Genomic DNA, 26,855 nt, shown 5'->3' on the forward strand with positions numbered 1-26,855 from the left:
GCGCCGGCCTGACCGCCAGCAGGCATTCCATACAAGGAAACGCCGCCCGCCTGCGGACATTCAGTGTGAGGAAGAAACATCACCGCCTGTCCAAAGAAGCAGGGGCGCTTGTCTCCAAGCCCTCGCGCTGCATCGCCACCATGTCCCGATGCGTTGCAACAGCACAGCAAGCTGCAACGCCCGTGCCGGGCAGGCTGATCAAATGTCAAACGGGAAGAAACGCCGAAAATACGGTGCAAAACCAAGGGCGCTTGCCGTGCACCCGCACGCGCGCAGTGTTTGTACGAGACCGTGTTCAGACCATCAGGCCACCCAAAAACGGGTCAGACCTGTATCAGTCCGGGACGCTACTTGCGCTGCCAGCCGGAGCCGGCATTCACATACTGGCCGGCGGGCGCCTGACCGACGAGCTTCTGCCCGGCAAGCTGCTCAACCACGCTCAGGGTCGTGCCCTGCTGGGCGGCAATGGAACTGTAGCTGGCCTTGCGACCCAGATTGACGCCGTCCCCAAGCTGCTGAACCGCTGGGGAAGGGGCCGACGGATAGCCCACATACCCGGTGGACATTTCACCGATCAAACCCTGCGCCTTGGCCTCGTCCAGCGTCAGCGCATAAGCAGGCGTAAGCGCCATGAAGACCAGCGCCACAAGGGCAGCCACTCCCATAATCACAGTACGGCCAAAACCGTGCTGTCGGGCGGGAATGCTGGGTGAAGCCTGTGCGGTGCTCATGGTCCTGATCCTTGAGAAAGACATGTCCGGCATTAGAAAAGGTCCGGGTTGTTGGCGAACAGATCGTCAAGCTCGCGATCAACCTTGATGCGTATTTCCTGTTCGATCTTCACATTGAGGTTGATCTCGATGGGTTTGTCAGGGGCCTGCACTTTTATTGTCGGCGTACACGCCACAGCACCAAGCGCACATGCGCACACAAGCACCGTGCTTGCCACACGCCGGGGCCACATACGCCCTGAAAATCCCGTAGCTGTCGTCGTCATCGCAGATCCCGATCTATCTTGCCTATATCCTGTTGTGACGCATTCAACCGAACCACGGCTGAACGCTGCATGAATGGGCATTTCACGGGTCCACCCGCTCAACGTCAATGCCACCCAGATCTTCCTTGCCGGTCACAACATCAAGCGCCCGGAACCCCACCGTACCACGGCGCAGCAAATCCATGAACGCCCCTTGTGTGGTGATGGTGAGGTGCACCGGATAGCCCTCAAGCAGCTCAGGATTGGCACCCTTGAGCACAATGCGCGCGGTCAGATCACCGTCCACCGGCCCGTCCAGATCAACACTCAGCACTTCAAACTGAAAGTTCTCCAGTGCCTGAAACGCGATATTGGCGCCTTCCGCAACCTGCCCTGCCGCATCCGCCGTTGCGCTGACATAGCGGATGACGCCTCCCGGTTGGGCAGCAAGCTGCGCATTGACCACATAAACGCTGGCATCGCGTATCTCGATGGGCACAGCCCCCTCCAGCACGCCAGCGCCCGACAGACCCTCAAGGTCAATCAGCGTCAGGAGTTGTGCCAGGTCCAACTGCAGGGCTGAAAGCTCTGCATACTGAATATCTTCCTGCGTGTTAAGCGCACCCGATGTGAGCACAAGCTGCCCGCCCGCAAACGGCCAGTTGGCGTTTTCAATCACCACCTCGCCGCCGCCGCGCACCTCCACCATGGCCTCACCCCCCTCAAGGGGAAGGCCCGGATCGATCACACCAAGAATGATTTTCTGCGGCCCGTCGGTACGCACCGGCACCAGACTTGAAAACGCCAGCGTGCCCGACACGCCGTCAAAGCGCGCGACAGGGGCCTGAAAACCAAGTTGCGCCATGGTTACCTGCGCGGACGATGCCGCAATGCCCGCGCGCGTCCAGTTGAGCGTGCCCTGCGCAGATGCCGTGCCGCTGACCACCGCCACGACACCACGCAGCATCGGCGCCAATGCCTGCGGTTGCAGGCCTTTTTCAGCAAACACCTGCGTCCCCGTCGCAAAATCAGCCTTGCCCTTGCCGGTCGCCAGTTCATGCCGCACCGTGCCGCTGGCCAGTGGCACGCCCTTGGGGGTGGCGACACTGAACGGGCCTGACACCACGCCTTCAAGCGGCGTGTCTTCGCCCAGCACATCAACCGACAGATCTGCGCGCGCCGTCACGGGCGCGAAGCGTTGCGCGGCTGCAAGATCACGTATCAGGGCCGACCCGACATCAAGCCGCGCCACCTGACCCGTCTGGCCCGCGACGTAAGACAACCGCCCGGCAATATCAGACACAGCAATGCTTTGTTCGCGCAGCAACAGGTCGCCACCGCGAAGCGTCAGCGCAACGCGCGGGGCCTGCACGGTGGAACCCGTCACCGTCGCGTCAATGGCGGGTGCGGTTCCGTCAACAAGACCTGCAACACCGAGCTTCGTGGCCGGCATGGTGAACCGCGACACGACGTCAATGCCGGCAGAGGCATCACCAACCATCGCCGTTACAAGCGCCCGGTCGCCCGCCGCGCAAAGCCGCGTATCCCCAACCTGCCACCCGGCACCCGCTGCAGGGGTCACGGACACAGGCATACAGGCAGTCAGGTGAACAGCCAGCACGCCGCGCTCCGGCTGATAGTCAAAACGCACGGGCACCGATGTGCTGATCGCAGACACCGGCAGCCCCGCCTGCCCATCTGCCTGCCCGCCTGCCTGCCCATCTGCGGCATAGGTGATATCAGCAGTCACCGTGCCTGATACAGCACCGTCCAGGGTCATCTGCGCTGTTGCCTGCATCTGCCGCGCACTGACCGCGCCGCGCAGCGCGGGATGCGCTGAGGCCAGCGTGTCACTTGCAAATGTGCCGCTCCAAACACCGCCGTTGCGCGCGACAGTGATCTGCACATCACCGCGCAGTACGGCACCATCAAACATCAGCGCCATGTCGCCACTGGTGTCATCAGCACCCAGTGTCGCCCGGCCCGATGCAGTCACATCAATGTCGCCGTCCGGCGTGCGCACAACACCTGTGGCGGTGCGTATATCACCCGCCCAGCCATCAGCATTCCCGGCCAGTGCCACATCAGCCTCCAGGTCAGCCATCGCACTGCGCAAGGCCATCTGCAGGTCCAGGGAGGTTTGCCCGGTGCCCAGAAAAACCCCGCCGCTGACATCCATCTCGACCGGGCCGCGTGGTGTGTCGAGCACAACCTGACTGTTGCGCAGAGCAATAGACTCCACCGGCGGCGGCCCGGCAGGTAACGCATCAGACGGCGGATCAGACGGCGTCGGGCTGAACCGTTCGATCCACTGGCTCACAACTCCCAGATCAAGACGGTTGTCCGTTATGGTACCGCGCACCAACCCGCCATCCACGCTCACAGTCGAGATATGCCCGTGCAGCAGATCAAGCGGTGTGTAAGTCAGCGTCAGGGTCTCAACCGTGAGATCGGCAGCAGCCCCAACCCCAACCCCTGCCGTCACCTTGCTGAGTGATGTTGATCGCCAACCTATATCGAGGGATGCAAAATCCACGTCGCCCAGTTCAAGCCGCTCTACCGTGGCAAGCACCAAAGGCCGGGCAATCTGCGGCAGAAACGCAAGCGCGGCAGCTATCATCGCGCCGACACTGATCACCAACACCGCAAGCAGCCGAAGCCACCGCCTGCGGGGCCCGCGTGGCGATGGGTCGGATGCTGTCTGGTCTGCCGTGCTCATGAAAACCTGCAAGCCTGCCTTATTGATGCCCGACCCTGTATATAGTCACATCAGTATGGCATTTACCCTGCCAATGCGTCGCGTATGGACTGGCGCGGGCTGGCACGATACCCAACGCTGACGACAAGAACCCAGGAAGAGAATAAAGATGAACCGCTTTTCACCTTCGCGCCACACGCCGATGTTGTCCCGCCTTTCAGCATCCGTATCAACACCTGTGGCCCTGTACGCCGCAGCGTTCCTTTTTGCGGTCGCAGCCCTCCTGCCTCAACCCGCCAACGCCCAATGGGTGTCAACCAAGGAACTGGTGGATACCTATTGCGACAGCGATGACCCTGAACAGGCGGCTTTTTGCGTCGGCTATGTGGCCGGTGCCCTGCACGTGCTGATGGCCCCGCCCGAAGCCATGCCGCAGGGCCGCTTTTGCATTGACGTTGACGCCCAACCCAAACTCTCCGCCATTGCCGAGCGCCTGATCGTGCTGCGCAAAGAGCAGCCCGACATCGAAGCAACGCCCGCGTTCTCGGTGATTGCCGCCATCATTGAGCGTGGCTTCCCCTGCCCGGATGGGCTCGACGACGCCACGGCCATGCCGTCCGCCCCCGCGCAGGCACCGGCTGTGGTTGAAGACCCGTCCACGCCGTCAGACCTGTTCGGTTTGCCGGCGTCGGAATAACGCCCGGCACATCTGATAACCCCAAACGCAAAGGAACCTCGAATGGTCTCACGCATCATAAGCACCACCCCTGCTGCAAGGCTGATGGGGCTGGCACTTCTGGCGTTTGCATTTCTGGCGGTACCGTCTGCGCAAGCCGCCGACGACACCTACTCCCGCGATGAGGTGCTGAACGCTGCCAAGGGCTTCTTCGGTGATGTCTCCGAAGACATGGCCCGCGCGGTTGACCGGGTGTTTTCAGACCATGGCCGCCCCAACGCCTATATCGTGGGCGAGGAAGGTGCGGGTGCCATTGGCGTGGGGCTGCGCTATGGCAGCGGCAGCCTGCACATGAAACCCGGCCGCGTACAAAAAGTGTACTGGCAGGGACCGTCCATCGGCTGGGACATTGGCGGCAATGCCTCCAAGGTGTTCACGCTGGTTTATAACCTGCCCGCCATGGACGACATTTACCGCCGCTTTCCCGGTGTGGAAGGCTCGCTCTATGTGGTGGGCGGCGTGGGTGTGAATTACCAGCAGGCCGGTGACACCATTCTGGCACCCATGCGCGCGGGCGCAGGGCTGCGCGCCGGTGCAAATGTCGGTTATCTCAGCTACACCCGCGAACGGCGCATTCTGCCTTTCTAGGCGAGCCGGACAGATAACCGACAGCCAATGAAACAGCCAAATGAAAAAGGGCGCTGCTCCGCCGGGAGCCGCGCCCTTTTTGTATCTTCAGACCCCGTGTCACCCTGCCGGTTTGGATACGCGCAGCAGAACTTACAAGGCCCAGGCCGATGTCGGCTTAATACTCTTCGTAGGTTTCCTCGATGATGGTCTCTTCTTCATAGACCTCTTCGATGACCTCTTCCTCGTAGGTTTCTTCGTAAACCTCCTCGTAGGTCTCCTCGTAGGTCTCCTCGATAACAATCTCTTCTTCGTAATAGACGTCCTCGGCAAGCGCTGCTGTCGGGAAAGAAGAAACGCCCATTGCCAGCCCGAAAGCGGCGGCAACAGCCAGACCAAGATGCATGTCGCGTATCATGTGGAATCCCCCATTCATGAAACTGTAAAAAACAACTGTGCTACCGCCGAAAGGCAAGCGCAAGCAGCACGAGCCTCACTGCTCAACATATGTTTTTCGCAGCGACACGCGATATTCATGGTGTGTTCAGAAACCAGGCTCCGGACGCAGGCAGAAACTCAGTCGGTATCTCGACCGTTGCCATCAGCGCGCCTCGCCACCTCACCCAGCACCACCGCAACGCCGCGTACGGCAAAATAGCCCAGTGCCCCGGCAACCAGCGCAACGAAGGGCCAGTCGGCAAAATATCCGGTGACCTGCATCGCCCCATAGGCAACCACAGTCGTGCCCGCCCACGCGCCCAAAGCGGTTTTACGCCCGCCATCTTCATACCAGGCGGGTGTCCAGTCATCGTCACCCATCACCGATGACGCCCCGTCCAGCGGCTCAACATCAGCCAAAGGGGCGCTCTGCGCCACAGCCATTTGCGGCTGGGCAGAGGCGGATGTGTTCAAATCATGTGGCTCGCGCGCATCGTTCATGCGGTGAGCTTAACGGTGTTTTGCCATCAAGGTGGCAAGTTTCGCGCGTTTTTGGCAATCTTTGTGAGAGCATCCCGGTCGGCAACGTCCGGGCATGGGGACGTGCTCATTTTTTTGGGCCCGGGCGGCAAATCTGCGCGTACGACTGTCTGATAGGCGGTCTGCAGATCCCGGGGCAAGTTGGGGTTTAATGAAACGGCATGCTTGAAGCATTCATGCTCATTTTGCTGGGTGTCCTGATAATGGCACTCATCTCACTGGCCCTGGCCCCCCTGCTGTGGTCACGCGCGGCACGTATCACCACCCAGCGGGTGCAGCAGGATGTGCACTCGACGGCCTTCTCGGAGGCCAGCCAACACGTCTCCAAGCGCTACGAAGGCAAAATCGCCGAGCGGGAAAGCGCCCTTCGCGCCGAAATTGCACAACTGGAAGCCTCGCGCGAAAGCATCTCCGCCGAAGCCTCAAACCGTGTCAGCAACCTCGAACAAACCCGTGCCCGGCTTGAGCAGGATATTGCCGCCCGCGACGCCCAGCTTGCCGAAAGCCAGCGGCTGTTTCAGGAGTTGGCGCAAAGCGTGCGCTCCCTGAGTGACCGCGCGGATATGCTTGACCGCGCCCACCACGAGATTGCCGCGCCCTCGCACGCACCAGACGATCAACAGCCCGCAACGGCACAGGCTGTCAGCCACCAAATGGCCCCTGAGCCTGATCCAAACTATGAGCCTGAACCCGGATACGAACCTGAACCGACACATGAAGCGCCGTCAGCGGTTCAACATGAACCGGTCGCAGAGCAGTCTGCACCGGCCGTTGTCCAAACGCAGGATGAGCAAGACGACGCTGAAACACCGGCACCGGCTCAAGCGGCGCGTGAAACTCCGGCAATGCCGGACCTGCCGCGCGAAACCACCCTGTCAGATCGCATCCGTGCCCTGCGCAACGGTGTATCAGCCTAGCGCGTTTGCCTAGGGCACCAGCGGCGTCAGCACCAGCGAACTGACAACGCGCCCGTCGCGGGTATTCACCACCATGATCCGCTCCGGCAGGCCATTCGTGTTGCCCAGATGAATGACAAGCCGCCGCTCATCACCCGTGACCGAGCGGATCTGATAGCCTTGCGGCACCGGCACTTCAAAGTCGCCGGTCATCGTGACAGCGACTGAGGCTGGCACCGGCGCTGACACTTGGGCTTCATCACCCGAAGATGCTATCCGTGAGGCAATGGTCGCCACCACAATGGCAAAGCCGATTATCAGGAGAATGCCGAGCACAATGACCGTGACAAGCAACACACGCTGGGTGCGCGCGGTCGCTGCATCAATTTCCTGCTCTTCTGCCGTCCCGCCTGTTGCGTCGTTTTCGTGTTGAGCCGCCATGACCGATCATCCTTCGCCCGCTGATCCTGCCTTCCCATATCGCGTTGAGACGCTGGAGGCCAGCGGTGACGCAACAACCCTGCGCGTGACCCTGCCTGACGACGTGCCCGCCATGCGGGTGGACAAGCTGCTGGCTCTTGCGTTGCCGGACTTATCCCGCGCCCGCCTTCAGGCGCTGATCGCCGAGGGATGCGTCCGGCTCGTTGATGATCCGAACACGGCACAAAGCAGCACGCCGTTCAGCGATGCCTCTGCCCGCATCAAACCCAGCACGGCCTTTGATGTAACCCTTCCGCCCGCCAGGGCAGCAACGCCGCAACCACAAAACATTCACCTCGATGTTCTGTATGAAGACGATGACCTGATCGTCATCAACAAACCCGCCGGCATGGTGGTGCACCCCGCCGCCGGCAACGAGGACGGCACGCTGGTGAACGCCCTGCTGCATCATTGCGCAGGCTCACTGTCAGGCGTCGGCGGCGTCGCCCGGCCCGGCATTGTGCATCGGCTGGACAAGGAAACATCCGGCGTGATGGTGGCCGCCAAGAACGACGCGGCCCATCAGGCACTGGCCGCGCAATTTGCCTCCCACGGCGCTGACGGTGCCCTTGAGCGCGCCTACTGGGCACTGGTTTGGGGGCATCCGCGCCGCCGCAAGTTCACCATTGATGCGCCACTGGGCCGCCACCCCAATGACCGCAAGAAAATGGCCATCGTCGCGCAGGCTGCCGCCGACAAAAGCACCGGCCCCAATCGCGGGCGGCGAGCTGTTACCCACCTTGAGGTCAAAAAGCGCTTCGAGCCGGGCGGCAAGCCCGTTGCCGCGCTGGTTGAATGCCGTCTTGAGACCGGACGCACGCACCAGATCAGGGTGCATCTCACCAAGGAAGGCATTCCGGTAATCGGCGATCCGGTGTACGGCCGCAGCCACATGACCATGGCCAATGGCCTGCCCGAACCCGCCAAATCCGTTGCCCAAAGCTTCGACCGGCAGGCGCTACATGCATATCTTCTGGGGTTCAGGCACCCAAAAACCGCAGAAAAGATGGTTTTCGAGGCACCTTTGCCACCCGATATGGCGGAATTGCTGGCCTCTTTAGAAGCATTATAAAATATCTGTGAACAACCCCTTCAAGATTCACGGTCAATGCCCTATATTCAGGTGGCTTGAGGGCGACCCTGCGTAAAACATTGAACCAAAAAATGTTTAGGGTATTGAGCCTCAATCAGGGCCCGCTCCCATTCTTGCGGGGTCCGGAGGGGAGTTTTCGACATGGCGACCAAATCCATTCCAACTCTGACGCCTGACGGCAGCCTGACGCGCTACCTGCAGGAAATCCGCAAGTTCCCGATGCTGGAGCCGGAAGAGGAATACATGCTCGGCAAACGCTACGCCGAGCACGAAGACCCCGACGCCGCCCACAAGCTGGTGACCAGCCACCTGCGTCTGGTCGCCAAGATCGCCATGGGCTATCGCGGCTATGGCCTGCCGATTGCCGAAGTGATTTCCGAAGGCAATGTGGGCCTGATGCAGGCCGTCAAGCGCTTTGACCCTGAAAAAGGCTTCAGGCTTTCCACCTACGCCATGTGGTGGGTGCGCGCGGCCATTCAGGAATACATTTTGCGGTCGTGGAGCCTGGTGAAAATCGGCACCACCGCCGCACAGAAGAAGCTGTTCTTCAACCTGCGCAAAACCAAAAGCAAAATTGATGCGCTGGAAGACGGCGATCTGCGCCCTGAGCACGTCACATCCATTGCGACCAAGCTGGGCGTGCCGGAGCAGGACGTCATCAACATGAACCGCCGCATGTCCAATGGCGGCGACCAGTCGCTGAACGCCCCCATGCGCGCTGATGCGGACGGCGGCGAGTGGCAGGACTGGCTGGTGGACGACAGCGAAACCGCCGAGGAAGTGCTCTCCGAAAGCCAGGAGCTGGGCCGCCGCCGCGAAATGCTGAGCGCCGCCATGCAGACCCTCAACGAGCGTGAAATGCACATCCTCACCGAGCGCCGTCTCAAGGATGAGCCCTCAACGCTGGAAGACCTCAGCCAGGAATACGGCATCAGCCGCGAACGTGTCCGCCAGATTGAAGTGCGCGCCTTTGAAAAGCTTCAAAAAGCCATGCAGGCCGCCCACAAGGACGAAGTCCGCGCAACCCGTGAGCGGGCCGAGGAATACGCGAGCTAAGCACTCCGCACAGCAAACGAAAAAGGCCGGTCCGCATTGCAGCGCCCGGCCTTTTTATTTCCGCACCCCCGGACGTGATGCGGTGTCCACATCAGCGCCCGCCACATCAGCGTCCGCCACATCCACGCCCTTGCAGGCCCGGCATCGCAGTTCGATGGTCGAACCATCCGTGCCCCTGAACTGCATCTTCACCCAGCGCCCCTGATCGTCGTACCAGACCTCGTTGTCAATCGCGCCGGAATACTGGTAGCGCGTGGCGTCGATGGTGCCGTGTGCGGTCTCAACCTGCTCCACGCCAAGCGGCGCAAGCTCGACCCCGGCGATACGTCCGGTGAACGTATCCAGCACCTGCGTCGCGCCGATGACACCGGCATTCCAGTGGTTGGTCGGATAGATGCCTACCGGCGTCTGATCGGTGCCATTGGGCCCACGAACAAAGAGGACGCCGTTATTCGCCTCAGCATCAATCTCAATAACCGAGCCTGCGTCATTGGTCCGCGCTGTCAGCGACATCAACGCGCCGTCGCGCCACACAGCATCCGACTCATAGTCAAACCTGTACACCGTGATGAACAGGGCTGACACCGCAAGACTTGTGGACGTGGTGACGCGCAGGCCCTCATCAGCCGCCTCGAACTGCACGTAATGCTGCCCGACAGGCGATCCGTTGCGATAAACCCCGAACTCCATGCGGTCGCCGTAAAGCGCACGCACATCGCCGATGGATACCGCCGCCGCGGGCACCGCACTGAACGCAGACGACATGGCGGAAGCAATCGCCACCAGAACAGCACGCCGCATCACTGACCTCACTTGATTTGCTGACACTCAAGGCTGTTTACGCACCAGCGCACAAACCGGATCGGCCAGCCTCACAAGCCATACCGACGGCCCTCACTCAGTGCTTCCCCGCGGCTTGACCGCGGGGCCCAGAGCTAAATGCACTTCCCTCAAAAACCACCCTGGATTCCGCGGTCAAGCCGCAGAAAGGCATGAGGGGTGTGCCGCGCAGTGCAACAACCAAAGGGCGATGCTACTCAGCCGCCACACCCGTGCCGATCGGGCACGTCACGCCCGTGCCGCCAAGCCCGCAATAGCCATTGGGGTTCTTCGCCAGATACTGCTGGTGATAATCCTCGGCAAAATAAAACGCCGGTGCTGAGCGTATCTCCGTCGTCACAGCGCCAAACCCGCGTGCTCCAAGGGCGCGTTCATATAACGCCTTTGATGCCTGCGCCGCCTCAAGCTGATCATCCGTGTACGTATAAATAGCCGAGCGATACTGCGTGCCGACATCACCGCCCTGCCGCATACCCTGCGTCGGGTCATGGGATTCCCAGAATGTTTTCAGCAATGTGTCAAACGAGACCCTGGCCGGGTCAAACACCACCAGCACAACTTCCGTGTGCCCGGTCTGCCCGGAGCATACTTCCTCATAGGTGGCGTTGGGCGTATAGCCGCCCGCATAGCCAACGGCAGTGACATGCACACCGTCCAGCTCCCAGAACTTGCGCTCAGCGCCCCAGAAGCAGCCAAGCCCGAACTGCACTTGCTGCAAGCCTTGCGCATATGGACCCTTGAGCGCTGCACCATTCACAAAGTGGGTGTCAGCGGTGGGAAGCTCAAAATCACGGCCCGGCAGCGCTGCGTCCGCGGCAACCATCTCAGCCTTTTTGCGCCCAAACATCGCGTGTACCTCCTGCTGGCAAAATATCGTTACGACTAATGTAGGGGCTCGCCCCCCTGCGGACCAGCCCGCTAGCGCCGCACCATCAGCACAACACCGGTCGCCCAGTCCATTTGCGTGAACACAAAGCCGTGACGCGCCCGCAAATCAGCAAGATACGCATCCACATTGGCCTGATGCCCGTCGGGCCAGTTGGGCTGCGGCAGCAGATCATCCACCACATAGATGCCACCGGGTGCAAGCGCCCCCAGCGCCTCATCCAGATGCGAAAACTTGCCCGGCCAAGCATCGGCAAAAATCAGGTCGAGCGACGCAAGCGCCATGCCCTCCAGCACCGCCCCGCCATCTTCAAGAAGAAATGACACACGGGCGTCGCTGCCCAGCACCTCACGGGCGATAGCCTGCGGGGCCTCATCCGTATCAACGCTGACAAGCCGCGCCTCTGCATCCATACCCGCCAACAGCCAAGCCGCCCCCAGCCCGCACCCGGTACCAAGCTCCAGAAACTGTCCGCCGGGCTTCGCCGCCGCAAGCGATGCCAGCAACTGCCCGACAGGAACGCCGGAGTTCATGTCGAAGTCCAACGCCGTGGCGCGGGTTTCAATTTCAGAAAGTGTCGTTGGGTAGCCCGTTTCCATTCTCACCCCCACCCCAACCCTCCCCACAAGGGGGAGGGGGAATTTTTGCTGTGTCGCCGCCCCCTGCTTCCCCCTCCCCTTGATGGGGAGGGCCGGGGTGGGGTGACAGCCTAAAAACAAACGCCGAAAAAGAAGAAAGGGCCGCACCGGCGCTCTGCCGGATACGACCCTTTCCCGTGACTTCAGCGGGGTCAAAACCCCTAGAGCCAAAAGCACTGACCGGTTAGCAGACCACCTCGAAGGTTGCCCCAATTAGACCCGCTACCGACAAGGACCCGTAGCCCCGCTGCGTGACACTCGACATTGGATCACCTCCTTTCAATACGTTAAAACCACGTACAAGGCTGAGGTGATTTGCAGTTTTTCGCAAGCAGGAATTTGCTAATCGAATTTAAAGGCCGCTTTTTCATACACATCAGAGATCACCTTGGATTTCTTCCAGTGCGACCTCTCGTCTTTCGCCATTCGCGAAGTCGCCATTACGAGAGCAATGCGAACAGACTGGGAAAGCTCGTCATAGCTATCTTTCACATGAAGAACATCAGCTCGGCTGGACACCTTCGACATCGCGATCAGACACTCACGACGAACAACCAGGTCATCAGTACTCTGATAAATTGTCAGTAGTTTTGCGGAAAGTTTTGTTAGACCAGCTTCACCAATCAACCAGACAATCCAGAATAGTGAGTGGCCGGGAACAAAAATTGTCTTCTTTGAAAGGTCTGCAAGTATGGAGCTGCAGAACTTTTTGACCTCAGTTTTTGTAAATTCTGTGGATCGCGCCAGCGCCTTACAGATCGCATCGAGCACCGGAAACAGCCTGTCCACATTGGCAATCGCCTTATCAATGATCTGGCGACGGACATCGGAATCGAAGTCCTCGCGAAACACAACTCTCTCGAGAATGTGCCGGGTGAGGCCATATTTCGGCTCATCTTCAATGCGCAATGCTAGGTCGAATACGCTTGCAACATCCTCCGGTGTCACTTCGTCTTCTTCATCACCATCATCGTCAGGGTCTGCCTCATCCGTGTCGTATAGGCTTTCAGCCTGCATGCGACGGACCAAGTCTCTAAAGTGCTTGTGCTCTTCGTCATAAGTCTTCCAGACGTCATTCACAAACTTGTCTTTCTCGTACACCTCCGTCTTTTTTAGGTTAAGGGTTAGACCATGATGTTCGCGAAGCCATTTGGAAAGGTACTGGATGACCTCCACCGCTTGGCCGTGGGTTTTGGTGAACACTGTGAAGTCGTCCATCCAACGAACAAAATCGACACCTTTCTGCTCAAGTGCACCATCGACATCGATCAAGAGCGCTTCCGCAAGCACTCTACAAGCGTACGGACCCGTCGGAATGCCATAACTATTGTTACCGCTGAAGTTGGAAAGTAGTTTCGCAAGTACACGCACTGCGTCAACCTCACGCGTGGTCTTGGCAGCAGCTTGTAGGCTGTTTTCAAGCCGATGCTGATACACATTCGAGAAAAAGTCTGCGATATCTATGGTGGCTACATATCTAGCCTTTTTCAGACGCAGCCTCTTGGCAGTCTGAGTTCGGTACTTCTCAAAAGCACCTGAAGTCTCGTATAGCGCCTCCCTTCGTGAGCCTGCTCGGTAAGAGAAAGACTTTTTGCTACTAGTAGGCAGGCGAGCTGCTACTACAGAGTCTCTGAGCAATCTACACAAGGTGACGAGAATAAGGACGTCCTGTATATGCAAGAGCTCAATAGGACGAATGACCTTTGAGTCTTTAGCAACGTAAGAATTCAGAACCGGATTCGGTTTGTAAGTGTCGAGATCTAACTTTTGGATGTGATCGACGACCGCATCCCAATCATCTTCAACAATCCGCAATTCGGGGGGCGGCGGGAAGAAGCTTCCCACGCCGTGGAAAAGCACGGCTTGTTTTCCTAGAGTTAGTTCGTCCTCTGTCAGATAGAACAATGATTGCTACCCCTTCAGCGCCTCATTCGACTCTTTCACCGCTTCCAGTTTCTCCGCATCCTGATAAATCTCGCCGCCGGTATTCCGAAAAGTTTCAGCCATTTTTTCCATGCCCTCAGCCGCTTCCTTTTCGGCCGCGTAGTCGCGCACGTCCTGGCTGATTTTCATGGAGCAGAACTTGGGGCCGCACATGGAGCAGAAATGCGCCACCTTGTGGGCTTCCTTGGGCAATGTCTGGTCGTGGAACTCGCGCGCACGTTCAGGGTCCAGCGACAGGTTGAACTGGTCCAGCCAGCGGAACTCGAAGCGGGCCCGTGACAGCGCATCATCGCGCAACTGCGCACCGGGGTGCCCCTTGGCCAAGTCTGCGGCGTGAGCGGCAATCTTGTAGGTGATGACGCCTTCCTTCACATCATCACGGTCCGGCAGGCCCAGATGTTCCTTCGGCGTCACATAGCAAAGCATCGCACACCCGAACCAGCCGATCATCGCCGCGCCAATGCCCGACGTGATGTGGTCATAGCCCGGCGCAATGTCAGTGGTGAGCGGGCCAAGCGTATAGAATGGCGCCTCGCCGCATTCACGCAGCTGCTTGTCCATGTTGACCTTGATCTTGTGCATGGGCACGTGGCCCGGCCCTTCGATCATCACCTGGCAACCCTTGGCCCAGGCGATCTGTGTGAGTTCGCCCAGCGTTTCAAGCTCGGCAAACTGCGCCTCGTCATTGGCATCCGCAATGGAGCCGGGGCGCAACCCGTCGCCCAGCGAGAACGACACGTCGTACTTGGCCATGATGTCGCAAATCTCGTCGAAATGGTCGTAGAGAAAGCTCTCCTTGTGGTGATGCAGGCACCACTTGGCCATGATGGAGCCACCGCGCGACACAATGCCGGTCACGCGCTTGGCGGTGAGGTGGATATAGGCCAGCCGCACGCCCGCATGAATGGTGAAGTAATCCACCCCCTGCTCTGCCTGCTCAATGAGTGTGTCGCGATAGACCTCCCATGTCAGGTCTTCGGCCACACCGTTGACCTTCTCCAGCGCCTGATAGATGGGCACGGTCCCAATCGGCACCGGCGCATTGCGGATGATCCAGTCGCGGGTGTTGTGAATGTTGCGGCCCGTGGACAGGTCCATGACGGTGTCCGCGCCCCAGCGGATCGACCACACCATCTTGTCCACTTCTTCCGCCACCGAACTCGTCACCGCCGAGTTGCCGATATTGGCGTTGATCTTCACCGCGAAGTTGCGGCCGATAATCATCGGCTCAAGCTCCGGGTGGTTGATGTTGGCGGGAATGATCGCCCGCCCGCGCGCAATCTCCGAGCGCACGAACTCAGCCGTGATGAACTCAGGAATGTCCGCGCCAAAACTCTCGCCCTGCGCTACATCGCGCGCCGCATCTTCCAGCGCCTTCTTGCGGCCGATATTTTCGCGCAGCGCCACATATTCCATTTCCTTGGTGATGATGCCCGCCTTCGCACACTGATACTGCGTCAGCGGCTGAGAGCCGTCGCCCTTGAGTGGCTTGTTGACCACCGGAAACGCCCGCGCCAACGCGCCCTCTGATACATTGCCGTTGTCTTCGGGTTTCACCTCGCGGCCATCATATTCAGCCACACCGCCCAGCGCCAGCGACCACGCCGTGCGCGTGCGCGGCAGACCGGCTTCAATGTTGATGGCAACATCAGGGTCTGAATAGACGCCCGACGTGTCATACACCCGCACCGGTGGTTCCATGGCGGTTGGTTCAAGCTCGATCTCGCGCAGGGGCACACGCACATCCGGGTGCCCGTCCGGCGACACATACACTTTGGTGGAGGCCGGCAACGGCCCCGTCGTCACATCGTCCGTAGTCGGAGCATTGGGGGTGGAGTGAATGTTCATGACACGTGGTCCTTACGCTTGCACACGCGGGTCTTTGGCAACAACGCTGCCCACAAGCCCGATGAGAGATGACACAAATGCCGCGCCGATGAGCGCGGTCAAAAATCCGATTTCAATGTTGGTGGTGGCCGCAGCCGCGTTGGAGGCATCAACCAGCTTGCCGAAGAACGATCCGTACAACATGCCCGCTGCGGCCGCGAACGACGCGGAGAACATGCAGCGCCTTGCCAGCATGGTTTTGAGTGTGGGTGAGGCCAGCAGCAGCGCGGTCACCACCAGCGGCACGCCGATGAAAAAATCATCCAGCACAAACAACGGATGCCGACCCTGCCCCCACGAGCGGATCAGCTCGCCGATCATCAGCGATGACCCCAGTAAAATGGCCCAGATACGCCAGAACAACATCGCGCAGCCTCCTCACATACAGCCCGCCCATATGAAAGGCCAAACGCAGCGTGACGCCCATGAGGGCAGTCATGTCCTGGAGATACGCCACGTCCCAGTCCCTTCGCCGGCATGACCCGGATCAGGTTCAAAGGGTTCAGCTGCAGCCATCTCAGCCCCTACAAACAGTAGGGACACCCCTTGGAACTCAAATGAAACTACACATTCTTTTGGTTCGACGGAAGGTCAAGCCACCCGGTAGGTCATCTTAATCCGAGCCATTCAGACTACCGCCCAACATAGCGTCAACTTAAGTGCGCAAAACACCTTCAACGTAGTGTTGAGAGGGATGCGAGTCAGTGTGGGTGACGCTTAGCCCATTCTCATCGAACCAACCTGTCAGCTCATTCAAGCTGTACCGTTAAGCATATGGGGGATGATACCAATCGAAATTCACAATATCGCTTCTCTCATCGCCAAATGCTTCGTTATGCCAACACTTGACGACATGATTGTATATCAAAGTTTGCACGTCGTGGCTGCCAGCCTCTATGCCGAGAAACGTCAAATCACGAGGGATATGCACTTCTTCCTTGATCGCTCTGAGAGCCTTGCCAAGTTCGGAAAACTCGGCTGCAACCTTTAATGCTTCGTCGTTAGACATCTCAGTAATCATGGAACGCAACGCGTCATCCAACACTTCCCGCATGATGGCCTTTTTACTGTAGGCAGATATGGCGATGGTCCCACCGGGTCTTAAAACATGGCACAGGGACGCAAATGTTTTTCGCGGGTCGGGTGTATGGTGAATTGCATTGCGACAAACGACATAGTCAAAACGCATATCGAGTGGCAATGGTTCAGAAATATCGTGCCTCGCGAAGACAATCGACTCTGCATCTACACCAGTTGGAAGCTCTATCTCCTGTAGCCCTTCCCGAATATCAGCTCCAACGTAGGTAAGTTTTCCGCTCCCGCTCCCGCTCCCGAAAGGAGCAGCAAGAGCGTGTAAAATCCCCCCATACCCGCAAGCGGCATCATATACGCTCACGGGGCGCTTCATCGCTTCCCCGCTGATCTCATCAAATAGACGACGCCATCCCAATACAAACTGCATTGTCGAATCGACGGCCGTTGTCGTCAGCATAAATTTACCCATGCCTCGCTCTGATGACCATTGATCCGAGTAGTGGGTGGAGGTCGCGTTGTCTAAAGAGCCGCCTATAAAGTCATGATAGGGCAAAAACTGGATCCTCATTTATTGTCCGTGTCATCCAGGACACCGGCGTGCGTTGCGGAGAATTAAACTAAACCATATCGCTGAAGTCGCACATTTGACGATAATAAAGGATACCAACAAAGCAACACCAACCTACCATTGCGAAGGCAAATAGCCTCACCAATCTGTTATTTGACGCACTCCAATAACCCCACGCATCCTGCGCATCAAAGCAAACAAGCCTTGGCGATATGTGAATGGAATCGGTTTACTGGGTCTTGAACTGGGCCTGCCACCGCAAATGCACCCACTGCTACGAAACGCGCTTTCGCCCCTATGTGCGCGATGCGCTGGAAGCGGTTGTGCGAGAGTCGGAAGAGGCCTTCCCGAAGATCATCGCCAATCTGCCCGACCGGATGACGTATCTGGACCTGGCGTCGCCTGACGATAGCCCGGCCGGCTACGCGGAGAAACGCGGCCGCATCATCATGGCCGGCGGCGAAGTGCTGGTGGACCCGGTGCGTGAGCGGGTGCTGTATCCGGTGCTCGACGCCCTCAACGCCAAATACCGCAACAAGGGCGGCGTTGACATTTCAATCCAGACCACGGGCGATCTGGTGACTGAAAAAATCCTCGAAGAGCTGCGCGAGCGCGGCATTCGGATGATTGCCATTTCCGGCATGGATGATTTTCACGTCGGCATGGAAGGCGACAAGCGCAAGCCGCTGATAAAAAAACTGCACGAGATGTTCGCCAAAACGGGGTATGCGGAGCATTCAACCCGCAGCGGTTTTGGTGAGTGGCAGAAGAACGACGGGCCGACCTATCTGTTTTTTGGTGCAACAGAAGACCAATGGATCGGCAAGATCTGGCCGCGCGGGCGCGCATGGGAAAACGGCCTCAGCCGCGCCACCATCAAGGACAATTTCTGCAACGCCTGGTCCGGCGGCCTCAACTTCCTGAACCACAGATATTCAGGCTCGGAAGTGTCCATTGATCCGCAGGGCGACGTCTTCCCCTGCTGCCTCAAGACCAAGGCCCCCATCGGCAACGTCACCGAGGAAAAACTGACCGACATTCTGGATAGCCTCGTCGGCCACCCGGCGTTTGAGGCCATCAACATGGGCCACCCGGAGCGCATGGGTCTGGCGCATGGCTGGGACACGGCGACGTTCTATGAAAAGTCGAAGACCACAGACCCCAAAGGCAACGCCTACCGCAACCTGTGCATCGGCTGCGACAAGTTCCACGAGGAAGTGCTGGCGCCGGTGATCGAGGACATCAGGCAGGAACGGTTGCGGGCAATCGGCGTTGTGTCAGGGCCGCTGGTGGCGGCAGAGTAACTGTTCTGCGAGTGGACCCCGGATAAAGTCCGGGGATACGGTCACTACACAACCACCACCCCGGACTTGATCCGGGGTCCACTCACGATACCGTCGATCATGGCATTTTTCGTTTACATCATGACCAACCGCAAGCACGGCACGCTGTATATCGGCCAGACCGATGATCTTCCAAAACGTGCACACCAACATCGCAACGGATTGGTTGATGGGTTCACTAAAGAATACGGGTTGAAACGGCTGGTATATTTCGAGGCGACAGAAGACCGCGACTCCGCCCGCTACCGCGAGCACCAATTGAAGAACTGGCAACGCGCGTGGAAGATTGAACTAATTGAAAAGATAAATCCGGATTGGCAGGATCTTTTTGATGAGCTTGTGTGAGCTTTTTCAAGGTTCAAAGCGAGTGGACCCCGGATCAAGTCCGGGGTAGCGGTCAACCAGAAAACCACGCTGCCCCGGACTTGATCCGGGGCCTACTCGCAGCTCAGCACACACTCAGCCTGCATCAATCCGCAAACGGATCATGTACCAGAATTGTGTCTTCCCGCTCAGGCGACGTTGACAGCAGCGCGACCGGCGCCTCGATCAACTCTTCGACCAGCCGCACATACTTGATTGCCTGTGCCGGCAGGTCGGCCCACGACCGGGCACCCTGCGTACTGTCTTGCCAGCCATCGAGCGTTACGTATTCGCACTCGACGCGCGCCTGACTGGGCGCATCGGCTGGCAGGTGGTCCAGCTTTTTGCCGTCCAGCCGGTAGCCGGTGCACACCTTGAGCTCGTCAAAGCCGTCCAGAACATCGAGCTTTGTCAGTGCAATGCCTTCGATGCCGCCGGTCTTGATGGCCTGGCGCACCAGCACCGCATCAAACCAGCCGCAGCGGCGCTTGCGGCCTGTGACCGTGCCGAACTCGTGGCCGCGTTCACCCAGTTTCTGGCCCACGGCATTGTCCTGCTCGGTGGGGAACGGGCCTTCGCCCACCCGCGTGGTGTACGCCTTGGTGATGCCCAGCACATAGCCGATGGCGCCGGGACCAACGCCCGCGCCGCCTGCGGCCTGTCCGGCAATGGTATTGGAGGAGGTCACGAACGGATAGGTGCCGTGGTCAATGTCCAGCAGCGTGCCCTGCGCGCCTTCAAACAAAATGCGCTTGCCTGCCTTCTTGGCCTCGTCCAGCACCAGCCATACGGGCTTGGCGAACGGCAGAATGCGCGGCGCGATTTCCTTCAGGGCACTGACGATCGGCTCGGCAGTCAATTCGTCCAGATTGTTGCCCCGCCGCAGCGCATTATGATGCACCAGCAGGTTTTCCACCTTGGCGTCGAGGGTTGAAAAATCCGCAAGGTCAATCACCCTCAGACCGCGCCTCGCCACTTTATCCTCGTAGGCCGGACCGATGCCGCGCTTGGTGGTGCCGATCTTTGTGCCGGAGTTGGAGCTTTCGCGCATCTCGTCCAGTTCACGATGCACCGGCAGAATAAGTGTCGCGTTCTCGGCAATCATCAGATTGTCCGGCGTCACGGCCACGCCCTGCCCGGCAATCTGGTCCGCCTCTTTGGCAAACGCCCACGGGTCCAGCACCACGCCGTTGCCAAGAATCGACAGCTTGTTGGGCCGCACAATGCCCGACGGCAGCAGCGACAGCTTGAACACCTTGCCATCAATGACGAGCGTGTGGCCTGCATTATGGCCGCCCTGAAAGCGCACAACCACATCGGCGCGCTCGGACAGCCAGTCCACGATCTTGCCCTTGCCCTCGTCACCCCACTGGGAGCCGACGACTGCTACATTCGCCATCTTTGGAATCCTCACATGTTCGGGAAGCGGCGGGACTATAGCCGGGTGGGCGCGCAAGCCCAAGCAGATACCAACGCCGCCGCCCCCCACCCCGTGAAAGGGTGAGAGGAAGGCGTCGTTCTAGAACTTCAGCGCCTTGGCCTGCTTCACGTGCGGCAGTGCCATGACTTTTTTCAGAACATCCGCAGGCACCGGCTGGTCAACATCGATCAGCGCAATCGCGTCACTGCCCTGGCTGACCCGGCCCAGGTTGAACGAGGCGATGTTGATGTCCGCATCCCCCAGCACCGTGCCGAGCGCACCGATGAAACCGGGCTTGTCGTCATTGGTGACATACAGCATGTCATGCGACAGCGCTGCTTCCATGCCGATGCCCTTGACCTGAATGATACGCGGGCTGCCGTCGCCAAACACCGTGCCGCCAACGCTGCGCGTCTGCCGTTCGGTTTTGACCGACAGCATGATGTAGCCTTCATAGGCCCCATGCTGGCTCTTCTTGCTCTCCGACACCTTGATGCCGCGGTCTTTCACGATGGCTGGCGCCGACACCATGTTGACGTCAGTGAGAATGGGCTTCATCAGCCCCATCAGCAGCGAGTTCACCAACGGCTTTGTGTTGAGCTCGGCAGCGTCACCAACAAAATCAATCGCAATTTCCTGAATGCCGGTTTCCGTCAACTGGCCGGCGAACAGACCAAGCTGCTCACACAGCGTGATCCACGGCCCCAGCTTCTGTGCGTCTTCCGCAGACACTGACGGCACGTTGATGGCGTTGGTGATCGCACCATCCAGCAGATAGTCCGCCATCTGCTCGGCCACCTGCAGCGCCACATTTTCCTGCGCCTCTGACGTGGACGCGCCCAGATGCGGCGTCGCAATCAGCTTGTCCATGCCGAACAGCGGGTTTTCCTTGGCGGGTTCTTCCTCAAACACGTCGAGTGCTGCCCCGGCTACCTTGCCGCTTTCAAGCGCCGCCTTGAGGTCGGCTTCCACTATCAGCCCGCCACGCGCGCAGTTCACAATGCGCACGCCGTCTTTCATTTTGGCGAAGGCCGCCGCATTGATGATGCCGCGCGTTGAATCCGTCATCGGCGTGTGCAGCGTGATGACGTCCGCACGCTTGAACAACTCATCCAGCTCGACTTTTTCGATGCCCATGTCGGCTGCGCGTTCCGGTGTCAGGAACGGGTCAAAGCCGATGACTTTCATCCGCAGACCCAGCGCCCGGTCACACACGATGGAACCGATATTGCCGCAGCCGATGACGCCCAGCGTCTTGGCCGTCAGCTCCACGCCCATGAATTTGCTCTTTTCCCACTTGCCGGCGTGCGTTGATGCATTGGCCTGGGGAATGTCACGCGCCAGCGCCATCATCATGGCAATGGCGTGTTCCGCCGTGGTGATCGAGTTGCCAAACGGTGTGTTCATCACGATGACGCCTTTGGCGGTGGCGGCGGGAATGTCCACATTGTCCACGCCGATGCCCGCACGGCCCACAACCTTGAGGTTGTCGGCTTTGGCCAGCACGTCTGCCGTTACCTTGGTGTTGGAGCGAATGGCAAGGCCGTCATACTGGCCGATGATCGACAGCAGTTCGTCCTTGTCGAGGCCGGGCTTGAAATCAACGTCGAGACCACGGTTCTTGAAAATCTCCACAGCGGCGGGAGACAGTTTGTCGGAGATAAGTACTTTGGGCATTGGATGCGTCCTTAGGAGTACTGAATGTCGCAGTTTGGTTTGGGTGGCTGGTGGCTGAAAGCTGTTCCCTCACATGCCTTGCCGCCGCCTGATCGCGGCATCCAGAGCAACACGGAAATGACGTTGCGTGTGGCGCTGGACCCCGTGGTCAGGCCACGGGGAAGCACATAGACGGATTTGCGGTCATGCAGCCTCAGCCCGGGTCGCCTGGGCATAGGCCCAGTCGAGCCAAGGCAGCAGCGCCTGCATGTCGGACAGCTCAATGGTGGCACCGGCCCAGATACGAAGCCCGGCTGGCGCATCGCGGTAGGCACCAATGTCGTATGCCACCCCTTCCGCATCCAGCAGGCTTGCCAGCTTCTTGGACACCACCGCCTGCTGCTCGGCATCCAGCGCCGGGTCAACAAGTGTGAGGCATACGGATGTATTGGAACGGTTGGCGACATCCCTGCACAGGAAATCCACCCACGGCGTGCGCTCCACCCACTCGGTGAGCACCGCCAGGTTTGCATCCGCCCGCGCCATCAGGCCCCGCAGGCGGCCAATCGAGTCAGCCCATTGCAGCGCATCGATGTAATCCTCGACGCACAGCATGGACGGCGTGTTGATGGTCTCGCCCTTGAAAATACCGTCAATGAGCTTGCCGCCTTTGGTGAGGCGGAAAATCTTCGGCATCGGCCACGGTGGCGAATAGCTTTCAAGCCGCTGCACAGCGCGCGGGCTCAGGATCAGCATCCCATGAGCTGCTTCGCCGCCCAGAACCTTTTGCCAAGAATACGTGACAACATCGAGCTTCGCCCAGTCCAGATCCTGCGCAAAGGCCGCAGACGTGGCGTCGCAGATGGTCAACCCTTCACGGTCTGCCGCGATCCAGTCCGCATTGGGCACACGCACGCCGGACGTTGTGCCGTTCCACGTAAACACCACGTCATGGGCGGGGTTCACCGTTGAAAGATCAGGAAGCTCACCATAGTCCGCTTCAATCTTGCGGGCATTGTCCAGCTTCAACTGCTTGATGACATCCGTCACCCAGCCGGAGCCAAAACTCTCCCATGCCAGCATGTCCACCGGGCGCTCGCCCAAGAGCGACCACATGGCCATTTCAACAGCGCCCGTATCAGACGCCGGCACAATGCCGATGTGGTAGCTGTCGGGAATGCCGAGTACGACGCGCGTCAGGTCAATCGCCTGCGCCAGCTTCGCCTTGCCCGGTTTCGAGCGGTGCGAGCGGCCAAGGCACGCGTCTTCAAGTTTTGAAAGAGACCAGCCGGGGCGCTTGGCGCAGGGCCCGGATGAAAAGTTGGGGTTCGCCGGACGGTTGTCCGGAGTAGTCGCGCGGTTAGATGTGTCGTCTGCCATGGTTTTTACTCCCTCCTCGCAGAGGGTCGCGCTTCGTTGGGGAAGCGTGGCCCGCGCCGTTGATAGGCGCTTATGCACCAAACGTCAAATGACACTTCATGGTTCAGAAACCATATATTTTTCAATAGCTTAGGGCCGCAACCTTGGAATCATCCGTCAGATGAGTCATGATGCAGGTCGGCTCACTAAGAACCGAAAGGAGTTCAAATGGCATTCGCCAATTTGAAAGACGTGTATATCGATCAGCTTCAGGATCTCTACAGCGCCAACAAGCAGGCGCGGCTTGCGACACAAAGACTCGCTGCCGCAGCCACCAACGCAGATCTGCAAAAGGCACTTGAGGCTGGCGTCATCGGCATTGAAAACGGCATGTCGGCCCTTGACGTGATCATCACCGGTCATGGCGAGACACCCAACGGTGAATACTGCAAGGGCATGGAAGGCCTGGTGAAGGAGGCCCACGCGCACGCGTTGGATGCAACCTTCACGGATGACGACGTGCGCGATGCCGTCATCATCACCCAGTATCAGCGCATGGTGCACTACGCACTTGCAGGCTACGGCTGCGTCCTGGCCTTCGCCAAGCGTCTTGATCTGGATGCAGAAGCCAAGACCATCGACAAATGTCTTGCTGAAACGTACGAGGGCGACCGGACGATGACAGACATTGCAACCGGTGGCATCAACAAGAAGGCCGCATAGGCACTACGCCCTCAAACGCAGTTTGCGCCCGCAGCACCCGCTGCGGGCGCTCTGCGTTCTGCGTTCTGCGTTCTGCGCCACGATGGGGCGCTTTGCGTTCTGCACAATGACGCAACCCTAAAAATCCCAATAATGACTTGCGGTCAGTTTTTGGCGTGCTTAACTGCAAGCGGACACTTGAAGCCGGGAGGCCATTATGGGCTGGAATGCAAACAACGTCCCTGATCAAACGGGAAAACACATCATTGTCACCGGCTCAAACAGCGGCATCGGGTTTGAGGCCGCGAAGGTGCTGGCCGCCAAAGGCGCGCATGTGACACTCGCCTGCCGCAATGCTGACAAAGCCAAAGCGGCGCAGGCGCAAATCCTCAAAGCTCACAAGAACGCCACGGTCGAGACAGGGTCGCTTGACCTGGCCAGCCTCAAATCCGTGGCCGCCTTCGCAAAGGCCTACCGCAAGAAGCAGGGCACGCTCGACATCCTCATCAACAATGCAGGCGTCATGGTGCCGCCCTACGGCAAGACCGAGGACGGCTTTGAGCTCCAGTTCGGCTGCAACCATCTGGGCCACTTCGCGCTGACCGCCCAACTCATAGATCTGATCAACGCCTCGCCCGAAGGCCGCGTCGTGTCCGTGGCCAGCCAGGCGCATCGCGGCGGGCGCATCAACTTCGATGATCTCAACTGGGAGAAGGGCTACAAGCCGTGGCCCGCCTACGGCCAAAGCAAGATCGCCAACCTGTATTTCACCTATGAGCTGGATCGCAATCTCAAGGACGCAGGCCACACCACCCGCGCCACAGCCGCCCACCCCGGTTACTCGTCCACCAACCTGCAGCGCACCATGACAGCAGGCACCATCGCCAACGCCATTTTTGCGCAAAGCCAGAAAGCCGGTGCCCTGCCCACGCTGCGCGCCGCAACAGACCCCGACGCTGAGTCAGGCAGCTATTGGGGGCCAAACGGCATCATGGAAATGCGTGGCGCACCCGTTAAAGTAAAGTCCAACGGTCGCTCCCACGACAAGCGCGTGGCGCGGCGGCTGTGGGAGATTTCTGAAGAACTGACCGGGCAAAGCTTCGCGCTGCAGGCCCGCACCGCTTAAGAGGGCATACCCCGTGGGCCGCAACATTCTGCTCATCACAACAGACCAGATGCGCCATGACGCACTGGGCTGCAACGGCGGCAAGGTAGCCCGCACACCACACATCGATGCGCTGGCGACATCCGGCATCAACTATGCCCGCGCCCACAACCAGTGTGTGACCTGTATGCCCGCGCGCGCCAGCATCGTTACCGGTCAATACCCTGCAACCCACGGCGTGTGGACGAACGGCGTGCCCCTGCCTGAAGACGCACCCTCCGTGGCGCGCGAACTTGGCAATGCGGGCTACCGCACGGCCCTCATCGGCAAGGCGCACTTTGAGCCGTGGCTCTCACCGCCGGGCTTTTATGAAAACGACATGGCCAAAAAGGGCGAGACCGGCCCCCACAGAGGCTTTGAGCGTATGGAACTTGCCAACCATTTCATGACCGGCAACTTCCACTACGACCAGCTGATGATGGGCCAGCACAAGGACAAGATCAGCGGCTTCTACCCCATGGTGACGCCCCAGGGTCAGCAGAACCACGCAGGCGGCGGCGATACCGGAGCCATCCAGTGCTGGCACAACGACATGCCCCGCGAGCTGTATCACACCGACTGGGTGGCGGACCGGGTAATCGCATTTCTTGATACTCTGGATACGGACGAAGACTGGTTCATCTGGATGAGTTTCCCTGACCCCCATCACCCGTGGGATCCACCGGCATCAGAGATTGGCCGCGTCAACTGGCGTGACCTTGATCTGCCGGAACTCTATGCCGCAACGCCTGAAAAACGCCAAGAGCTTCTGGAGCGCAAACCGCGCCACTGGAAAGGCGCGTGGGATGGCTCCCTGCGCACAAACTTCGAGTTCCCACCAAACTTCCGCCCTGCCGACCTGACCGACGACCAGGTGCGCGAAATCAACGCCATGAACCACATCGAAAACGAACTGATCGATGACGCCTGCGGCCGCGTGTTTGACCGTATTGCCGCGCGCGGCTGGGACGGGCGCACGGATATTTTCTTCACCACCGATCACGGCGAGTTGCAGGGCGACTTCGGCCTGATGTTCAAGGGCGCATTCCACGTGGATGCCCTCATGCGCCTGCCATTCGTGTGGCGTCCGGCACCAGATGCCGACGTAACCCCGCAAACGCTGGCAGACCCGGTGGCCCACATCGACCTTGCCCCTACCTTCTGCGATATCGCCGGACTGCAGGTGCCCACGTGGATGGAAGGCACCCCCCTGCCGCGCACCGCCGACGAAGCTGCAGCGCAAAACCGTGACAGCGTTTTGACAGGCTGGGACAGTATGCACCGCAATTCCAGCGATCCGGAAAAACGCACACTCTCTTTGTCCCTGCGCACCATCACCACGCGCGATCACGTGCTGACGGCCTATCTGCCCGGGTCAATTTATGAGGGTACCGAAGGCGAACTTTACGACCTCAAGGACGACCCCCTTCAAACCGTCAACAGGTGGGATGACCCGGCCTATGCCGCCATTCGGTCAGACCTGACGGCGCAGATGCATGACCAGTGGCCGGATGAGCCGGCCGAACGCCGCAAACAGATCGCGCCTGCGTGACCTGCATATTCGCAAATTGACATGTCCGCCCGCCCGCG

Annotated in this window: 27 protein-coding genes and 1 riboswitch; of the genes, 11 read left to right on the top strand and 16 right to left on the bottom strand. The window is 59.4% G+C overall.

All coding sequences use genetic code 11. The annotated features are described in order from the left end of the window. Positions 1-347: 347 nt before the first annotated feature. The 3 genes from RIB87_RS14615 to RIB87_RS14625 form a co-directional block, all read right to left on the bottom strand. Positions 348-731, bottom strand: coding sequence for a YdbL family probable chaperone protein (locus RIB87_RS14615; RefSeq protein ID WP_350147978.1), 384 nt, complete (start codon positions 729-731; stop codon positions 348-350). Between the two features lie 32 nt (positions 732-763). Beyond that, positions 764-997, bottom strand: a complete 234-nt coding sequence (locus tag RIB87_RS14620) for a YnbE family lipoprotein (protein WP_350147980.1) — start codon at positions 995-997, stop codon at positions 764-766. 82 nt (positions 998-1,079) lie between these two features. Continuing rightward, on the bottom strand, positions 1,080-3,695 hold the full coding sequence (locus RIB87_RS14625; RefSeq protein WP_350147982.1) for an intermembrane phospholipid transport protein YdbH family protein: 2,616 nt from the start codon (positions 3,693-3,695) through the stop codon (positions 1,080-1,082). Positions 3,696-3,843: 148 nt separating this feature from the next. Here RIB87_RS14625 and RIB87_RS14630 point away from each other — a divergent pair, with 148 nt between their 5' ends. Together RIB87_RS14630 and RIB87_RS14635 are read left to right on the top strand one after the other, a co-directional pair. Beyond that, the gene (locus RIB87_RS14630) at positions 3,844-4,371 is read left to right on the top strand and encodes a Rap1a/Tai family immunity protein (RefSeq protein ID WP_350147985.1); all 528 of its coding nucleotides are present in this window, start codon (positions 3,844-3,846) and stop codon (positions 4,369-4,371) included. A gap of 42 nt (positions 4,372-4,413) precedes the next feature. Continuing rightward, positions 4,414-4,998: a DUF1134 domain-containing protein gene (locus tag RIB87_RS14635; RefSeq protein WP_350147987.1), complete on the top strand. Its 585-nt coding sequence runs from the start codon at positions 4,414-4,416 to the stop codon at positions 4,996-4,998. A 157-nt stretch (positions 4,999-5,155) separates the two neighbouring features. Here the strand turns inward: RIB87_RS14635 and RIB87_RS14640 are convergent, their stop codons facing one another. Then, positions 5,156-5,395: a hypothetical protein gene (locus RIB87_RS14640; protein ID WP_350147989.1), complete on the bottom strand. Its 240-nt coding sequence runs from the start codon at positions 5,393-5,395 to the stop codon at positions 5,156-5,158. Positions 5,396-5,553: 158 nt separating this feature from the next. Further along, positions 5,554-5,916, bottom strand: coding sequence for a hypothetical protein (locus RIB87_RS14645; protein ID WP_350147991.1), 363 nt, complete (start codon positions 5,914-5,916; stop codon positions 5,554-5,556). A gap of 200 nt (positions 5,917-6,116) precedes the next feature. Between RIB87_RS14645 and RIB87_RS14650 the strand changes: the two genes are divergently transcribed. Then, on the top strand, positions 6,117-6,872 hold the full coding sequence (locus RIB87_RS14650; protein WP_350147993.1) for a cation:proton antiporter: 756 nt from the start codon (positions 6,117-6,119) through the stop codon (positions 6,870-6,872). 9 nt (positions 6,873-6,881) lie between these two features. Here RIB87_RS14650 and RIB87_RS14655 read toward each other — a convergent pair whose 3' ends face one another. Beyond that, on the bottom strand, positions 6,882-7,292 hold the full coding sequence (locus RIB87_RS14655) for a hypothetical protein (protein ID WP_350147995.1): 411 nt from the start codon (positions 7,290-7,292) through the stop codon (positions 6,882-6,884). Between the two features lie 112 nt (positions 7,293-7,404). On the opposite strand from RIB87_RS14655, the gene RIB87_RS14660 reads away from it, so the two are divergent. Continuing rightward, positions 7,405-8,403, top strand: a complete 999-nt coding sequence (locus tag RIB87_RS14660) for an RluA family pseudouridine synthase (RefSeq protein WP_502943269.1) — start codon at positions 7,405-7,407, stop codon at positions 8,401-8,403. Between the two features lie 162 nt (positions 8,404-8,565). Beyond that, the gene (gene rpoH, locus RIB87_RS14665) at positions 8,566-9,480 is read left to right on the top strand and encodes an RNA polymerase sigma factor RpoH (RefSeq protein WP_350147999.1); all 915 of its coding nucleotides are present in this window, start codon (positions 8,566-8,568) and stop codon (positions 9,478-9,480) included. Positions 9,481-9,534: 54 nt separating this feature from the next. Here the strand turns inward: rpoH and RIB87_RS14670 are convergent, their stop codons facing one another. The 7 genes from RIB87_RS14670 to RIB87_RS14700 all read right to left on the bottom strand — a co-directional run bounded on the left by RIB87_RS14670 (position 9,535) and on the right by RIB87_RS14700 (position 17,278). Beyond that, positions 9,535-10,281, bottom strand: coding sequence for a DUF6134 family protein (locus tag RIB87_RS14670; RefSeq protein ID WP_350148001.1), 747 nt, complete (start codon positions 10,279-10,281; stop codon positions 9,535-9,537). Between the two features lie 232 nt (positions 10,282-10,513). Next, positions 10,514-11,167 (bottom strand): peptide-methionine (S)-S-oxide reductase MsrA, encoded by a 654-nt coding sequence (gene msrA / locus RIB87_RS14675; RefSeq protein ID WP_350148003.1) that lies wholly within the window; start codon positions 11,165-11,167, stop codon positions 10,514-10,516. Between the two features lie 71 nt (positions 11,168-11,238). Continuing rightward, complete coding sequence (locus tag RIB87_RS14680; protein ID WP_350148005.1) at positions 11,239-11,805, bottom strand: O-methyltransferase; 567 nt, start codon at positions 11,803-11,805, stop codon at positions 11,239-11,241. Between the two features lie 381 nt (positions 11,806-12,186). Next, positions 12,187-13,749, bottom strand: a complete 1,563-nt coding sequence (locus tag RIB87_RS14685) for an RNA-directed DNA polymerase (RefSeq protein WP_350148008.1) — start codon at positions 13,747-13,749, stop codon at positions 12,187-12,189. Positions 13,750-13,755: 6 nt separating this feature from the next. Next, the gene (gene thiC / locus RIB87_RS14690; protein WP_350148010.1) at positions 13,756-15,636 is read right to left on the bottom strand and encodes a phosphomethylpyrimidine synthase ThiC; all 1,881 of its coding nucleotides are present in this window, start codon (positions 15,634-15,636) and stop codon (positions 13,756-13,758) included. A gap of 12 nt (positions 15,637-15,648) precedes the next feature. Then, the gene (locus RIB87_RS14695) at positions 15,649-16,041 is read right to left on the bottom strand and encodes a hypothetical protein (protein ID WP_350148012.1); all 393 of its coding nucleotides are present in this window, start codon (positions 16,039-16,041) and stop codon (positions 15,649-15,651) included. 80 nt (positions 16,042-16,121) lie between these two features. After that, a riboswitch (TPP riboswitch) is annotated at positions 16,122-16,232 on the bottom strand. A gap of 209 nt (positions 16,233-16,441) precedes the next feature. Beyond that, complete coding sequence (locus RIB87_RS14700; protein WP_350148014.1) at positions 16,442-17,278, bottom strand: class I SAM-dependent methyltransferase; 837 nt, start codon at positions 17,276-17,278, stop codon at positions 16,442-16,444. Positions 17,279-17,496: 218 nt separating this feature from the next. Here RIB87_RS14700 and RIB87_RS14705 point away from each other — a divergent pair, with 218 nt between their 5' ends. Then, complete coding sequence (locus RIB87_RS14705) at positions 17,497-18,582, top strand: SPASM domain-containing protein (protein ID WP_350148016.1); 1,086 nt, start codon at positions 17,497-17,499, stop codon at positions 18,580-18,582. A gap of 99 nt (positions 18,583-18,681) precedes the next feature. Next, complete coding sequence (locus RIB87_RS14710) at positions 18,682-18,966, top strand: GIY-YIG nuclease family protein (protein WP_350148018.1); 285 nt, start codon at positions 18,682-18,684, stop codon at positions 18,964-18,966. A gap of 124 nt (positions 18,967-19,090) precedes the next feature. On the opposite strand, the gene RIB87_RS14715 is transcribed toward RIB87_RS14710, so the two are convergent. Further along, positions 19,091-20,383, bottom strand: coding sequence for an adenylosuccinate synthase (locus tag RIB87_RS14715; protein WP_350148020.1), 1,293 nt, complete (start codon positions 20,381-20,383; stop codon positions 19,091-19,093). 120 nt (positions 20,384-20,503) lie between these two features. Next, a complete protein-coding gene (serA, locus tag RIB87_RS14720) occupies positions 20,504-22,081 on the bottom strand; it encodes a phosphoglycerate dehydrogenase (protein WP_350148022.1) in 1,578 nt (525 codons plus the stop codon). A 24-nt stretch (positions 22,082-22,105) separates the two neighbouring features. Between serA and RIB87_RS14725 the strand changes: the two genes are divergently transcribed. Further along, entirely contained in the window at positions 22,106-22,252 is a 147-nt protein-coding gene (locus RIB87_RS14725) for a hypothetical protein (protein WP_350148024.1), read from the top strand. Between the two features lie 12 nt (positions 22,253-22,264). On the opposite strand, the gene RIB87_RS14730 is transcribed toward RIB87_RS14725, so the two are convergent. Beyond that, positions 22,265-23,440, bottom strand: coding sequence for a phosphoserine transaminase (locus tag RIB87_RS14730; RefSeq protein WP_350148026.1), 1,176 nt, complete (start codon positions 23,438-23,440; stop codon positions 22,265-22,267). Between the two features lie 207 nt (positions 23,441-23,647). On the opposite strand from RIB87_RS14730, the gene RIB87_RS14735 reads away from it, so the two are divergent. The 3 genes from RIB87_RS14735 to RIB87_RS14745 all read left to right on the top strand — a co-directional run bounded on the left by RIB87_RS14735 (position 23,648) and on the right by RIB87_RS14745 (position 26,817). Next, positions 23,648-24,142, top strand: a complete 495-nt coding sequence (locus RIB87_RS14735) for a DUF892 family protein (RefSeq protein ID WP_350148028.1) — start codon at positions 23,648-23,650, stop codon at positions 24,140-24,142. 196 nt (positions 24,143-24,338) lie between these two features. After that, positions 24,339-25,247: an oxidoreductase gene (locus RIB87_RS14740; RefSeq protein WP_350148030.1), complete on the top strand. Its 909-nt coding sequence runs from the start codon at positions 24,339-24,341 to the stop codon at positions 25,245-25,247. Between the two features lie 13 nt (positions 25,248-25,260). Then, positions 25,261-26,817 (top strand): sulfatase family protein, encoded by a 1,557-nt coding sequence (locus RIB87_RS14745; RefSeq protein WP_350148032.1) that lies wholly within the window; start codon positions 25,261-25,263, stop codon positions 26,815-26,817. The last annotated feature ends 38 nt before the right edge of the window (positions 26,818-26,855 follow it).

Origin of the sequence: Pyruvatibacter sp., assembly GCF_040219635.1 — a bacterium.
Taxonomy (GTDB): Bacteria; Pseudomonadota; Alphaproteobacteria; order CGMCC-115125; family CGMCC-115125; genus Pyruvatibacter.